The 13,467-nt window shown below is 66.1% G+C and carries 14 protein-coding genes; 6 read left to right on the top strand and 8 right to left on the bottom strand.

The features are described 5' to 3' along the window. Window positions 1-152: 152 nt before the first annotated feature. From GX414_08450 to GX414_08440, 3 genes are read right to left on the bottom strand one after another with little or no spacing between them, the layout of a single operon-like run. On the bottom strand, window positions 153-2,078 hold the full coding sequence (locus tag GX414_08450; GenBank protein ID NLI47123.1) for a hypothetical protein: 1,926 nt from the start codon (window positions 2,076-2,078) through the stop codon (window positions 153-155). Beyond that, window positions 2,068-2,811: an ABC transporter ATP-binding protein gene (locus tag GX414_08445; protein NLI47122.1), complete on the bottom strand. Its 744-nt coding sequence runs from the start codon at window positions 2,809-2,811 to the stop codon at window positions 2,068-2,070. The genes GX414_08450 and GX414_08445 overlap by 11 nt, the downstream gene beginning before the upstream one ends. Next, window positions 2,804-3,178, bottom strand: coding sequence for a GntR family transcriptional regulator (locus GX414_08440; GenBank protein ID NLI47121.1), 375 nt, complete (start codon window positions 3,176-3,178; stop codon window positions 2,804-2,806). Before GX414_08440 ends, GX414_08445 begins: the two co-directional genes overlap by 8 nt. Before the next feature lie 168 nt (window positions 3,179-3,346). Between GX414_08440 and GX414_08435 the strand changes: the two genes are divergently transcribed. Then, complete coding sequence (locus tag GX414_08435; protein NLI47120.1) at window positions 3,347-4,264, top strand: DMT family transporter; 918 nt, start codon at window positions 3,347-3,349, stop codon at window positions 4,262-4,264. Window positions 4,265-4,466: 202 nt separating this feature from the next. On the opposite strand, the gene GX414_08430 is transcribed toward GX414_08435, so the two are convergent. The 4 genes from GX414_08430 to GX414_08415 form a co-directional block, all read right to left on the bottom strand. Next, the gene (locus GX414_08430) at window positions 4,467-5,165 is read right to left on the bottom strand and encodes a class I SAM-dependent methyltransferase (protein ID NLI47119.1); all 699 of its coding nucleotides are present in this window, start codon (window positions 5,163-5,165) and stop codon (window positions 4,467-4,469) included. Then, window positions 5,146-5,904, bottom strand: coding sequence for a methyltransferase domain-containing protein (locus GX414_08425; GenBank protein NLI47118.1), 759 nt, complete (start codon window positions 5,902-5,904; stop codon window positions 5,146-5,148). The genes GX414_08430 and GX414_08425 overlap by 20 nt, the downstream gene beginning before the upstream one ends. A gap of 656 nt (window positions 5,905-6,560) precedes the next feature. Continuing rightward, the gene (locus GX414_08420) at window positions 6,561-7,061 is read right to left on the bottom strand and encodes a 3-isopropylmalate dehydratase (protein ID NLI47117.1); all 501 of its coding nucleotides are present in this window, start codon (window positions 7,059-7,061) and stop codon (window positions 6,561-6,563) included. 4 nt (window positions 7,062-7,065) lie between these two features. Further along, window positions 7,066-8,355, bottom strand: a complete 1,290-nt coding sequence (locus tag GX414_08415) for a 3-isopropylmalate dehydratase large subunit (GenBank protein ID NLI47116.1) — start codon at window positions 8,353-8,355, stop codon at window positions 7,066-7,068. A gap of 781 nt (window positions 8,356-9,136) precedes the next feature. Between GX414_08415 and tnpA the strand changes: the two genes are divergently transcribed. The 5 genes from tnpA (at window position 9,137) to GX414_08390 (ending at window position 11,968) form a co-directional block, all read left to right on the top strand. After that, window positions 9,137-9,583 carry an IS200/IS605 family transposase gene (tnpA, locus tag GX414_08410; protein ID NLI47115.1) on the top strand — a complete coding sequence of 149 codons (447 nt, stop codon included), beginning with the start codon at window positions 9,137-9,139 and terminating at the stop codon, window positions 9,581-9,583. A gap of 480 nt (window positions 9,584-10,063) precedes the next feature. Beyond that, window positions 10,064-10,345, top strand: coding sequence for a type II toxin-antitoxin system RelE/ParE family toxin (locus GX414_08405; GenBank protein ID NLI47114.1), 282 nt, complete (start codon window positions 10,064-10,066; stop codon window positions 10,343-10,345). A gap of 13 nt (window positions 10,346-10,358) precedes the next feature. Further along, window positions 10,359-10,673 (top strand): HigA family addiction module antidote protein, encoded by a 315-nt coding sequence (locus tag GX414_08400; GenBank protein NLI47113.1) that lies wholly within the window; start codon window positions 10,359-10,361, stop codon window positions 10,671-10,673. A gap of 121 nt (window positions 10,674-10,794) precedes the next feature. Then, window positions 10,795-11,121 (top strand): antibiotic biosynthesis monooxygenase, encoded by a 327-nt coding sequence (locus GX414_08395; GenBank protein NLI47112.1) that lies wholly within the window; start codon window positions 10,795-10,797, stop codon window positions 11,119-11,121. Window positions 11,122-11,221: 100 nt separating this feature from the next. Next, window positions 11,222-11,968, top strand: a complete 747-nt coding sequence (locus tag GX414_08390; protein ID NLI47111.1) for a class I SAM-dependent methyltransferase — start codon at window positions 11,222-11,224, stop codon at window positions 11,966-11,968. 556 nt (window positions 11,969-12,524) lie between these two features. Here GX414_08390 and GX414_08385 read toward each other — a convergent pair. Then, a partial coding sequence (locus GX414_08385) for a hypothetical protein (protein ID NLI47110.1) occupies window positions 12,525-13,467 on the bottom strand: 943 nt, incomplete at its 5' end.

Raw genomic sequence — 13,467 nt, 5'->3', positions numbered from 1 at the left:
TCTCCAATCTCCAATCTCCAATCTACAATCTCCAATCTCCAATCTCCAATCTCCAATCTCCAATCTCCAATCTCCAATCTCCAATCTCCAATCTCCAATCTCCAATCTCCAATCTCCAATCTCCTATCTCCTCACTGTTCACTGTTCCCCGATCACTGTTTACTATCCAAGGATTCCGGATCGAACGAGCCCACGAACCGGCCGGCGGTGATGTCCACGAGCAGGAGGACGGGCGACTCGCCACCGGACAGCTTCACCTCGGCGACGGCGCCGCGCTGGCCCTGGAGCCAGTACACCCGGCCCGCCGGCAGCGGGTCGCCGAGCGGGACGAGGCGGCCGTCCGCAAGATCTACGAGAAGCAGGCGGTCTTCCGGCGCACGGTCACCGCGGGGCCGCCCCACGAGCAGGGCGCGGCCGCCGTGGCTGACGCCGCCCGACAGGGCGTGGGGGAACGGAATCCGGAACGCCGCCTGACCGTCGGACCAGCGGCGCAGCTCGAGCTGGCCGCTGGCTTCGACCAGGACGCCGGCGTCGGTGAACAGGGCGGCCGCGCCGGGGTCGCCCACCGCCAGCGTGCGGATCTCGCCGCCGGTCCGAGCCGCGAAGAGCGTAGTGCCGGCGAAGGGAATGCCGCTGCGGGGAAAGCGGCCGGCCACCGAGAGGGAGTCCACGGATTTGGCCCAGGGTGCCGCCGGTTCGGCCGGCGTCCCGCTTCGGCGGAAGGCGGATTCCCAGCGCTGTGCGCTGGGCGACCACACCAGGCCGTCGAGGGCGACGGTGTCGAATCGACGAGCCCAGAACAGGGTGTCCGCATCCAGAAAACCGAAATCCTGCCAGTCGATGGCGGGGGCTCCGACGGATGCGGCCGGGGCGGTGGCCAGCGGCAGCACGCTCTCCCGCCCCGATGGCAGCTCAATGCGGCGGATGTAACCGGCCTGGACCAGGTAAAGATCGGTGGCGCCCGGGCGCCAGAAGAGCAGGTTGGAGGCTGTCCGGCCCACCTCGTTCAACTGGAGGATGCGGCGGAGCACCGGCCGGCCGGCGGTGTCGAACACGCCGAACCGCATCCCGGGCGTGCGGGCGGCCGGTTCGGGATAACCCAGCATGGCCACGTAGCGGCCGTCGTCGCTGGGAGTAATGTGTTCCCACCGTTCCAGTCCGCCGAGGGGGATCAGAGCATCGCGGCCCGGCTCCACCAGCACCGTCCGCTTCAGGCCGTATGGATCCTGAAGTCCGAGCCGGTCCATCAGCCCATACAGCCAGTCCGGTCGGCGCCAGTAGCCGTCAATGAGCAGACGGCCGCCGGCCAGCGGCTGGACCCCGATGAAAAATGTCGCCTCCGACCGAAGCGGCGGGGCGAACGCCCCGGCGACCAGCCCGGCGGCCGCGCCCAGCGTGCCCAGCACCAGCGCGATCAGGAGCGCCGCCGCCGCGAGTGCGTTGCGCAGGGGCCGGTGCGGCCGCCGCAGCGCGTACTGCGCCGCCACGGCGCCCGCCGCCAGCACGATGGCGATCGCCGCCAGGGGAAGCGAAACCGTGAGGGGATAGATCTTCAGGCAGTGGAAGAAAGTGTGCCAGAGTCCAAGGAGCGCGGCGAGCCCGAACGCCGCCAGCGCCGACAGGGCGAACCAGATCACGCCGGTTCCGAGCGATCCGGCGGCCAGGCCCGCCAGCAGGCCCACCAGCGCCGCGGCCAGTCCGGCCATGGCCGCCAGCGTCCACTGCAGGCTGTTGACGGGGAGCGGCTGGACCAGCGCCGTGCCCGCGGCGGCGGCGCCCAACGCCGCCGCGGTCAGCAGCCCGGCGGCACCCAGCTTGAGTCCCAGCACGCGGGCCCGGCTCATGGGCAATGTGTCCACCAGGGACCACCGCTCTTGCCCCACGAGGTTGAAGCCGGTGAGCGCGGCGGTCAGGGGGAAGACGGCTAGTAGGTTGAGCATGAGCAGGATCTCGGCGACGTCGGCGGGAAGGTGATCCCCCCAACGCAGGCCGGCCAGCCGGATGATGCCGGCGGCCAGCGGCAGCACGAGCACGAGTGAGACGTTCCAGGCTTGATGGCGCAGGTCCTTAAGCAGCATGGTCACCTCCCCAGTGATGCAGGGCGATATCCTCGATTGCGGCGCTGCGGCCCGCGGCCGCGGCCTCCGCTTTGAGATCCTCCAGTGCGCCGGCGGCGACGATCCGGCCGCCGGCGACGAACGCCGCATGGGTGAGCACGCCCTCCACCTCGGCGGGGAGGTGGGTGGCGAACAGGATCGTCACCGCGCGGGCCGCCAGTTCCTCCACCACCGCCGTGTAGAGCCGGCGGCGGGCCAGGACGTCAAGCCCCAGCGTGGGATCGTCCAGAAGCAATACGTCGGCCCGCCGGCCCAGGGCCACACCCAGCGACACCAGTCCCTGCTGGCCCCGGGACAACCCGCCGCACGGCTGGTCCATGGGGATGGCCGCCTCGTCGAGGCGCCGCCGCGCCGCCGCCTCGTCCCAGCCGGGGCACACCCGGCGGTAGAAGGCCAGGAAGGCGGTCACGGTCAGCCACGGATAGGCGGGCGGATACTCCGGCACAAACGCCAGGCGCCGTTGCACCGCGACCCGCTCCCGCCAAGGTTCGCGGCCCAGCACCTGCACCGCGCCGGCGTCGGGCGGCATGAAGCCGTTGAGCAGGTGCATCAGGGTGGTCTTGCCGGCGCCGTTGGGGCCGAGAAAGCCCATCACCGCGCCGGCGGGCACGGCGAGGGACAGGTCGCGGAGCACAGGGCGCCCCGGGCGGTAGGCGTAGCGCAAGCGGTCGATGGCGATGGCCGGGTCACTCATGGGATTCCTCCTGGATGATGGCGAGCAGCTCGGCGACGGACAGGCCCACGGTGCGGGCCTTCTCCGCCAGCGCCCGTGCCTCGCTCCGGATGAGGGCGCGGCGCTCGTCGCGGCGCCGTCCGCCGGGGGGCACTGCGGCGAAGCACCCTTTGCCGGGGTGGTTGGTCAGCAGCCCCTCCTGCTCCAGCTCCCGGTACACCTTGGCCACGGTGTTGGGGTTAACCGTGAGCTGCACGGCCAGCTGCCGCACCGACGGCAGCTGATCCCCCGCGGCCAGAGTGCCCGCCAGCAGCAGCAGGCGCAGGCGCTCCTTGATCTGCTCGTAAATGGGTATCGGCGATTGAGGGTTGATGGTAATTTGTATCATTGTACTACTACAGTAGTACAGTTGGCGGATGGTGTCAAGGATTATTTTGGCCGGGTGCCGGCTCAGTCTCGGCACAACTTTCGGGTTGACGGTACGTATAATCGGCTTCGTCTGGGGTCCCGGTTTTGCTATCATGGCCGGTTTCATTCCGACGCGCGAGGACGCCCCGTGGCTTATCTCGGACAAATCGCCGCTTTGGCCACCGCCCTGTGCTGGGTGTTCACCGCCCTGTGCTTCACCCGCGCCGGCGCACGGGTGGGCTCCGAGACGGTGAACCACAACCGGCTCTGGCTGGCGTTCGTGCTCAACACCGTCATCCACACCATCGCCTTCGGCCAGCCGCTGCCGCTGGAAGCTGACGGCACGCGCTGGCTGTACCTCGGTCTGTCGGGGCTCATCGGGTTCGTCTTCGGCGACGCACTGCTTCTTGAGGCATTCATTCGCATCGGTCCCCAGCCCGCGCTTCTCGTGATGACACTGGCCCCGGTGCTGGGCGCCCTGCTTGCGTGGGTGTTCCTCGGCGAGGCGCTGACCGCCGGGCAGATGATCGCCATCGGGCTGACGCTGGCGGGCATCGCCATCGTCATCGGCGGACATGCCCGGCCGCAAGGCGGCGCCACAAGCGGCGCCGCCGGCGGACTGAGCCGTTGGGAGATGGTGGGCTACCTCTGTGCCGGCGGCGGCGCGCTAGGGCAGGCGGTGGGGTTGTACCTGTCGAAGCTGGGGCTGCAGGGAGATTTCTCTCCGGTTTCGGCCAACGTCATCCGGGTGACGGCGGCCACCGTGGGCATCACCATCATCGCCTTGGCCGGCGGCAAAATCCGCCAGCATGTGGTGCGCATGCGCGACCGGACGGCGGCGTTGGAACTGGCCGGCGGCGCCGTGCTCGGCCCCGTGGTGGGGGTGATCCTGTCGCTGGTGGCAGTGCAGCACGCGCCGCTTGGGATCGCCTCCACCATCATGCAAATGTCACCCGTGCTCATGATCCCCATCAACTTCCTGCTGTTCCGCGAGCGGGCCAGTTTGTCGGCCATCGTCGGGACGCTGCTGGCCGTCTCCGGTGCCGCGCTGCTGTTCTGGCTGTGACGGCATCGAGGAGTTTGAAGATAGGAGTTGGCAGTAAACAATAAACAGACAGATGAAGATGAACGATATATTCAGCGGAAGACGGGCGACTTTGATAATGAATTAGTAAATGGGTGGGTTAGTGACTGAGTGTACTCGGTTGCGAATTACGAATACAAATTTCGATCACAGCATGAATCCGCAACCCTCAACTCTCAACTCGTCATCTGAGATTGATCTCGCAGAACACGCTGGATCCATCAACCTCTACGATTCGGACGGTCGCCGGCAGGCCCGCCGTCATCTTGAGAAAGTCGGCGGGACTGAATGTGGTGGCGGTGAAGCCGTCGGTGCAGACGATGACACCGTTCCCGGTGCGGGCCTCGTCAATGGCGCCCACGAGCCCGGCGGCCGCCTGACGGCGGAACCAGTCCAGCCGGTGCTCCCAGAAGGCGTCGGCGTAACTCGAGAACAGCACGGTGCCGCCGGGGCGGACCACCCGGCAGGCCTCCCGGAGGAGCGCAGCCGGATCGCGGTGGAATGCCGAGATGCCGTTCTGGATGGCGACCACCACGTCGAACGTGCCGTCGCGGAAGCCCAACGCCGCGGCATCCATGGCCAGGAGGCGGAGATCGGGATACGCCGCCAGATCCCGCCGGGCCGCGGCGAGGCTGGCGCGCGACGTGTCGACGCCCACCGCGAGCGTCGCCGCGGGGACCAGGGCGGTCAGCACGCGGCCGTAACCGCATCCCAGTTCCAGCACGTGGCAGTCGGGAGAGAGATGACTCAAGACATGATGGATTTCCGCCTCCAGGTATTGGCGGACCCGGGGCGGAGCCAGCTCGTAACAGCGCCGGAGCCGCTCCGACGCAAGATTCTTGTCGTAGTAGCCGCCCACCGCCCTAGCCTTTCCGCGCCACAACCACCAGCCGCCAGGCGGTGTGGTCGTATGGGCGACCGTCCAGCCCGCCATGGAGCGTCACCGGCGCAAAGCCGACTCCCCGAAGCAACGCCGCCAGCTCGGTGCCGGAGTAGAGGCGGTGGCTCACGGTGCGGGTCTGGGTGCGACCGTCGGGAAAGAGGAGGGTCCAGTCCGATTCGATCCAGGCCCAGTCCTGGCTCAGGCGCCGCTCCTCGAGGACGATGGGGCTGCCCGGGCCGGCCAGGCGACTCCAGTCGCGCGCGCGGAAACCGCTCGCCAGCACCTCGCGGCTCATCAGCTCCATCACCAGGACGCCGCCGAAGCGGAGCGAGGCGAACAGGTTCTCGGCCACCCGCCGGTCGTCGGCGGGATCGGGAAAGTAGCCGAACGAGGTATAGAGGTTGAACGCCGCGTCGAACGCCCCGGGTCGGCGGAACGTGCGCATGTCCTCGCGGACCAGTTCCACGGCGAGCCCCGCGGCGGCGGCCCCCCGTTCGGCCTGGTTCACATAGGCGGCGGTGCGGTCCACCCCGGTGACCCGGTAGCCGCGGCGGGCCAGCTCCAGGGTGTGCCGGCCCGGCCCGCAGCACAGGTCCAGCACAGCGGCTCCGGCGGGCAGCGGCGCGGCGAGCCGCAGCGACCGGTCCACGTCCCGCACCGGGTCGCTGAGCTGTCCGCCCTGGAAAATGAACGTCTGGTAGTCGGACCAGAACGCGTCGTCCTCAAACCATTGCGTCACGGCTGCCTCCTGTCATGGATCGCTGCGTCGGAACCGCTGACGGTCTGCGAGGGTAATAGTTGATTGTTGATAGTTGACCGTTGCGTTTGCACGTTCGTGCTCGTAATTCGTACTCGTACTCGTAATCGTAATCGTAATCGTAATCGTAATCGTAATCGTAATCGTAATCGTAATCGAACCACGCTCCCCGATCCAGCCAAATTCACCACGAAGCCACGAAGGACACCACGGGCTCGTTCCATGTGTCATCGGTCATTGATCATTCGCCATTTGAGCGGTGAATGGGTGAATCGGGGGAGGGGAGACGGGGGAGGGTAGATGAGCAGAACGAACAATCAACCAAAAACCATCAACTGATTGCGGACCTGCGAACTTGGAACCTGTGAACCTGTGAACATTCCAACGTTTAAACCTTCCGACCTTCCAACAGCTCGATTACAAGCACGATCACGAGTACGATTACGAGCATGCGAGAACGGGAACGAGCCTCGAGTCTCGATTACGATCACGATTACGAATACGAATTACGATTACGAGCACGAACCATCAACCATCAACACTCTTTGTGCCCTTCGTGCCTTGGTGGTGAATATTAATGAGGAACGGGCGGCCCGAGGGGGCCGCCCGTTCGATTTCCATCAGCCGTCCGGTCCGGCTTACTTCTTGCCTTTTTCTTCCAGCAGCTTCTTACGGGCGTAGGGGATCAGGCCGCCGGCGTCCACGATGGCCTGGCGGGCCTTGGGGAGCGGCAGCCGCTTGAAGGTCTTGCCGGTGGCGGTGTTGGTGACGGCCGTCTCGGTAATCTCCAGCTCGTCCCCTTCGTTGGCGTCGATGTCGGGGCAGATGACGGTCTGCAGGCCCAGGTTGATCCCGTTCTGGAGGAAGATCCGGGCGAAGTCGCGGGCGACGATGATCAGCCCGTGTCCCACCAGGCAGGAGGCGGCCTGCTCGCGCGAGGAGCCGCAGCCAAAATTCTTGCCGCCCAGCAGGACGCTGCCCGGGGCGATCTCCTTCTTCTTCAGCCGGCCGTTGAGGTCGGCGTCGTCGGCGAAGGCGAACTGGGGCGTCTCGGTGGGGAGCACCGTGGCCATGAACCGGCCGGGGTAGATGATGTCGGTGGAGATGTCGTCTCCGAGTTTGCGCACGATCTTGGCCATGGCTTCATTCTCCTTTCGTGGGATCGGTGATCACGCCGGTGACGGCGCTGGCGGCGGCCACCGCCGGGGAGCAGAGATACACCTCGGCGGTGGGGTTGCCCATGCGCCCCTTGAAGTTGCGGTTGGTGGTGGCCAGGGCCACCTCGCCGTCTCCGAGCGCCCCCTGATGCACGCCGAGGCACGGACCGCAACCGGGGTTCATCACCACGGCGCCGGCCTGCATGAAGTCGAGCAGGTAGCCCTTCTCCATGGCCTGCTGGTAGATGCGGGCCGAGGCGGGGAAGACCAGCATGCGGGTGCCGCGGGCGACCTTCCGGCCGCGCAGGATGCCGGCGGCCACGGCCAGGTCGTCGAGGCGGCCGTTGGTGCAGGAGCCGATGACGATCTGCTGCACCTTGGTGCCGGCCACGGCGGCGATGGGCTTGACGTTGTCCACGGTGTGGGGACAGGCGATCTGGGGCGTCAGCTTCGCGACATCGATGTCGATCACCTGGTCGTAGACGGCATCGGCGTCGGGGCCGAAGATGTCAAAGGGTCCCGGGAGGCCCGCTTCCTCGCGCAGGTAGCGGACCGTCTCCTCGTCGGGCGGCACGATGCCGGAGGTGGCGCCGGCCTCCACGGTCATGTTGCAGATGACCAGGCGGCCGGAGGTGGACATCTTCTTGATGGTCGGCCCGTGGAACTCGATCACCCGGAAGTTGGCGCCCTCGGCGGTGAGCCGGCCGATAAGATGCAGGATCAGGTCCTTGGGCAGCACGTGGCGCGGGAATTCGCCGGTGACGTTCACCTTGATGGTGTCGGGCACTTCGACGTTGAGCACGCGGCCCAGCGCCCAGACGGCGGCCATCTCGGTGGCGCCGATGCCGAAGGCGAAGGCGCCCAGCGCGCCGTGGGAGGTGGTGTGGCTGTCGGTCCCCACGAGCACCGTGCCGGGGTGGACGTAGCCGTTCTCCGGCAGAATCTGGTGGCAGATGCCGCCCTCGTCGCCGCGGATGTCATGCAGGTTGGGGATGCCTTGCCTGGCGGCGAATTCGCGGATCTTCTTATGATTGGTGGCCGTCTTGGAGCTCTCGGCGGGGACGCGGTGGTCGAAGATGAGCACGATCTTCGACGGGTCCCACACCTTCGGCTCCAGGCCGGTGTCCTTGAACACTTCGAGGAACTGGTTGATCACCAGCGCCCCGTTCTCGTGGGACATGGCCGTGCGCACCGCCGGCTCCACCACGTCGCCGACGTTCACGCGGGCCTGGCCGGTGGCCCTGGCCAGGATCTTCTGCACCATGGTCATTCCCATATGGAATCCTCCGGGAAAGAATAATCCAGCGTCTCGGGCGGTCCCGTTATTCGGACCGGTCATCCGGGGGCGGGGGGCCGCCTGTACAGCCGGTCCGGAAAGGGATTGAATTATATCATCGGGCCCGGCCGGGACGCATCAGGAATCTGCTGTTATTGTATAGTTCAAGTTGGGGTTGATGGGTGGCCGGGGACCGAATGCTCGAAAGTTTGAATGTTGGAAAGTTGAAAGGTTTTGCGGTCCCCTGCCGGCCGATCCACGATGTCCGATGTCCGAATTCCGCTGATTCACCGCAGAGGACACGGAGGACACAGGGAGAGTTGATGGTTGATGGTTGATGGTTCGTGCTCGTCATCGTAATTCGTGCTCGTGATCGTAATCGTAATCGTAATCGTAATCGAGGCTCAAGACTCGAGGCTCGTTCCCGTAATGCTGACCTGGGCCCTGGGTTCTGGGGCTTGGATGCATGTTCCGTGATCGCAATCGTCATTTGTATTCGTACTTGTAATCGTGCTCGCAATCCCATCCCGGCGGAGCCGGAACCCATTACTGATGATTGTCAATTTCCACTCTGTGCACCCTTGGGTGTGATCGGCACACTGTTCGGATCGCCACGAAAATAGCCAGGCGCAGCCCCGCGAATGCGGGGCAGCGCCTGGACGGCGGAATGTTAGAACACGGCGCGCCCCGGGGCAGGGGCGCGGAGAAATTCGGCTCGAATCATCGGAAAAAATCCTTCCCGCCCGTTTGGATAGATGAATCCATCATTCGGGAGGGAACCATGCCCAACACCTATTTCAGTCTCCAGGCTCATCTGGTGTTTTCCACCCGCGGCCGGCAGCCGTGGATCGCCGACGATTGGCGCGAGGCCATGTGGGCGTCCATGGGCGGAATCTGCCGCAACCACGGGGCGGTTGCCTCGGCGATCGGGGGAATCGCCGACCATGCCCATACGCTGCTCGGTTTCAAACCCACCCATCGATTGTGCGACCTGGTTCGTGAAATCAAAGGGGGCGCTTCGGAATGGATTCACACGGTGCAGAACGCGCCCTGGTTCGATTGGCAGGACGGATACTCGGCGTTCTCGGTGAGTGCCTCTCAGGTCCCAGCCGTCCGGCGGTACATTGAGAACCAGGTGGAACACCACCGGCGGGTATCGGCGCGAGAGGAGTTGGTTCGGTTGCTCCGTCTGCACCACATCGCGGTCGACGAACGATGTCTGCGATGATCTTCCCCGCGCCCCTGATCAGGGGCGCGCGACGTCAAATACAACGACTGTCCAGGCGCTGCCCCGCGTGCGCGGGGCTGCGCCTGGCTATTTTCGTCGTGAAAGTGTGGGCGGTGCCGGTCGATGGTGGGAGGGGCGACCCGGCCGATCGCGCGGTGAAAATCCTGCCAAAAATTGGCAAATAATCGGGAGTCACTGAGCAATCGAGGCTCGAGACTCGAGCCTCGCGCCTCGTTCCCGTGATGCATCGCCGTAGGCCGCACCCGGTAGGCCGTGCTACGGCCGGGCGCGGCCCGCTCCCTCGGCACGGTTGAGCGATTCGCCCACGAGTTCATGCCGAATCGCAGCAACGACGTATCGAAATTCCGCCACCTCCCGCTGAGTGTCTCGGCGCCCGTCCGGCGGACGGGCGCTACTGCCATTGTGAGGCCACGGGGTCGGGGACTTGACAACTGTCACGTGACACATTACACTTGAACCGTGATCAAGAGCTTCGTCGACAAGCACACGGCGGAACTGTTTGCAACCGGCCGGTCCAGGCGATTGCCGCCAGACTTGGTGCGGCGGGCGAGAAGAAAGCTCGAGTCCATCGATCTGGCCGCGCGCCTGGATGACCTCCGGGTTCCTCCGGGCGATCGGCGCCACAAACTCGGCGGAGACCGGGAAGGACAGCATGCGATCACCATCAACGACCAGTGGCGCATCTGCTTCCGGTTCGTTGAGGGCGACGCCTGCGATGTTGAAGTGACAGATTCTCACTGAAGCGAGGTGCAGGATGAGCATCCTGAACACAAGGCGGAAGGTTGTTCGCCCCATCCACCCGGGGGAGATCCTTCGGGAGGACTTCCTGCCTGACTATGGCCTGACGGCCTCCGGTCTCGCGGCGGCGTTGGGCGTTTCGCGACAGACCGTGAATGAGCTGCTGCGTGAGCGCCGCTCGGTCAGCCCGGAGATGGCGCTCCGGCTGTCGCGTTTGTTTGGCAACTCCCCCGAGTTCTGGCTGAATGCGCAGCGCGCGGTCGACCTGTGGGATGCCGCCCAGGAGATCGGACGGGAGGTCAAGCGGATCAACCCCTTGACCGTGTCCTGACGACGACTTGCAGCTGACGGCCGCTGCCGGCCCGCCGAGGCGGCGGGTGCGGCCGCAGCCGATGCCGAGCGTTGGACATCTGTCAGAAACCAATGGCACCCACAACTGAAAGGGAGGACGCATGATCGCGCGAATATGGCATGGAGGGACGACGCCGGACAAGACGGACGCCTATGAAGCCCTCCTGAACGAAGAGATCTTCGTGGGCTTCAAGAACCGGGAGATTCAGGGTTTCAAGGACATTCAACTGCTGCGTCGCAGGGTGGGCGATGAAGTGGAATTCATCACGATCATAAGATTCGAGTCGCTGGACGCCGTAAAAGAGTTTGCCGGTGACGACTATGAGGCGTGCGTCGTCCCGCCGAGCGCCCGGAGGGTTTTGAAGCGCTTTGATGAACGTTCCCAGCACTATGAAATCAAGATCGCGGAAGATGGCGCTCACGTCTGACCCCGGCGGGCCCGCGGACACTGAAAACAGCCACGGGCCGGCGCGACCGGCCGGCCGGCTCTGACCGAATCGAAACACACCCGTCAGGAGATTTTTCACCATGGACATCCCGCGGATATTCACCATCACCGAGAGCGCGCACCGGATCCACAACCCGATCACGCCGGAGAAGCTGGCCACGCTCGGCGCGGCGCTGCGCCTGGAACCGGGCGCCCGGGTGCTGGACCTCGGCAGCGGTTCGGGGGAGATGCTCTGCACCTGGGCCCGCGATCACGGCATCGTCGGCACCGGCATCGACCTGAGCCCGTTGTTCACCGAGCAGGCGAAACGCCGTGCTGCAGAACTCGGTGTCGCTGATCAGGTCCGGTTCATCCATGGCGACGCGGCCGGCTATGTCTCGGACGAGCCGGTCGATGTGGCCGCCTGTGTGGGCGCCTGCTGGATCGGCTGGGGAGTCGCGGGCACCATCGAGCTGCTGGCGCGGAGTCTGCGCCCCGGCGGGATCATCCTCATCGGCGAGCCCTACTGGCGGCGGTTGCCGCCGACGGAAGAGGTCGCCACGGGGTGTCTGGCCCACTCGATCGCCGACTTCCTGATGCTGCCGGAACTCCTCGCGTCGTTCGGCAAACTGGGCTACGACGTCGTGGAGATGGTGCTGGCGGACCCGGACGGCTGGGACCGGTACGAGGCGGCCAAATGGCTCACCATGCGCCGATGGCTCGAAGCCAATCCCGGCGACGAGATGGCGAACGAGGTCCGGGCCCAACTGACCGCGGAACCCGCGCGCTACGCCGCGCATACGCGTGAATACATGGGCTGGGGCGTGTTCGCGCTGATGGGGCGGTGATGCGGCGTTGGTCTGGAGTGCGCAGACACGTCTGCGCTCTGGATTCCCGTGGAGCGGGCCCCTCGAAACCGGGGAACGCGCAGCCCCGGCGTGCTCTCCCCGCGCCCGCCGGGCGCAGCCTACTGTGCGGTGCGAAGTAGCGCCCGTCCGCCGGACGGGCGCCGTGAAACTCGGCAGGAAGTGGCGGGATTTCAATAGGTCGTCACCGCGACGCGTCTCGGAGACCGTGGACGAATCCCTCAACCGTGCCAAGGGAGCGGGCCGCGCTCTGCGAGCGAGGCCTAATGCGACTCGAAGCCGTGGGCGACACGCTCGATCGTGCCGAGGGGACGGGCCGCGCCCGGCGGGCGCGGTCTACTGTGAAGCATTACGGGAACGAGGCTCGAGACTCGATCACGAATCACGATCACGATTACGAATGACTATGACGATTACGAGCACGAATTCTATCAACCCTCAACTATCAATCCTCAACCATCAACCATCAACCTGGAACTTGTGAACCTGGAACCTGCGAACCATTAGAACTTCAACCCGATCGTCTCTTCACAACTGACTATCCGCATTCCGGCGCGCCGGCGTACGCGAACTTGATGCCGTTGAACAGGATGACGCCGCTTTCGCCCGTGACCTGGTAGCGGTACTCGTCGGTGCTGCCGTCCTGCCACTGCAGGATGATGACGCCCGACTGGCGGTCGCCGCGGATGGTGAAGCGGGCCCGGTTGCTCGACTGCCCGGCGACGCCCCAGGAGCCGGTGCCGTAGGAGCCCGACTCGGTGGCGCTGTAGAAGGTGCCGTCGGGGCAGAACATCACCTGCCGCTCGGTGCCGGAGCCGCCCGACAGGGTGGAGCCGCCGCTGTATGAGTAATACTTGCCGGCGATCCACTGGGCCAGCGACGCGTCACTGCCTCCCCCCCCGGCGCCCGCGGCGCGGGGGACGAACCGAACGCTGCCGGCCAGCTCCCGGACGAAGCCGGCGTAGGCGGCCGAGTAGGCGGCCGCGGTGGTGGCGGCGATGAGCGTCACCCCGCCGCCCTGCGGCGAGAGCACCGCCGCAGCGTAGGCGCGGGCCGACTGGCCCTGAATGAGCCCGTTGAACTCGGCGCCGACGGCATTGCCGCCCAGGGGCTGGAACGGGCCGGCGGGTAGGAGCTGGATGCCCTGCTGCTCGTCCACGAACCCTTCGCCGGCGGCGGCCTGGACCTCGCTCAGGCTGCGGAACTGATGGGGCAGCATCACGATGAATCCGGCGTGGGTGTTGGAGCCAAGGAGATAGCCGCCCCCCTGTTTCTGGGCCATCCAGCCGGACGGCGGCACGAATGACAGGCCCAGTTCCGGGTCCGTGACCCGCTGGGCTTCGTTCGCCGCCGGGGGCGGCGGGGCGGCGCGGCCCGCGGGAGGCGGCGGTGCCGGCGCGCGGGTGCCGGGCACCGTGGGGACGGGCACGCTGGGGACGGGTACGCGCGGCACGGCCTGGCCGGGCGGCGGCGGCGCCGGG

The organism is Acidobacteriota bacterium, from assembly GCA_012517875.1.
GTDB lineage: Bacteria > Acidobacteriota > JAAYUB01 > JAAYUB01 > JAAYUB01 > JAAYUB01.
This window is presented reverse-complemented; position numbering and strand designations above follow the sequence as displayed.

What these genes read in the sequence shown, in the direction of transcription:
- GX414_08420 (NLI47117.1), bottom strand. Translation starts at nt 7,061, where the DNA reads ATGGCCAAGATCGTGCGCAAACTCGGAGACGACATCTCCACCGACATC.
- GX414_08415 (NLI47116.1), bottom strand. Translation starts at nt 8,355, where the DNA reads ATGGGAATGACCATGGTGCAGAAGATCCTGGCCAGGGCCACCGGCCAG.
- GX414_08450 (NLI47123.1), bottom strand. Translation starts at nt 2,078, where the DNA reads ATGCTGCTTAAGGACCTGCGCCATCAAGCCTGGAACGTCTCACTCGTG.
- GX414_08440 (NLI47121.1), bottom strand. Translation starts at nt 3,178, where the DNA reads ATGATACAAATTACCATCAACCCTCAATCGCCGATACCCATTTACGAG.
- tnpA (NLI47115.1), top strand. Translation starts at nt 9,137, where the DNA reads ATGCCCAACACCTATTTCAGTCTCCAGGCTCATCTGGTGTTTTCCACC.
- GX414_08400 (NLI47113.1), top strand. Translation starts at nt 10,359, where the DNA reads ATGAGCATCCTGAACACAAGGCGGAAGGTTGTTCGCCCCATCCACCCG.
- GX414_08390 (NLI47111.1), top strand. Translation starts at nt 11,222, where the DNA reads ATGGACATCCCGCGGATATTCACCATCACCGAGAGCGCGCACCGGATC.
- GX414_08445 (NLI47122.1), bottom strand. Translation starts at nt 2,811, where the DNA reads ATGAGTGACCCGGCCATCGCCATCGACCGCTTGCGCTACGCCTACCGC.
- GX414_08395 (NLI47112.1), top strand. Translation starts at nt 10,795, where the DNA reads ATGATCGCGCGAATATGGCATGGAGGGACGACGCCGGACAAGACGGAC.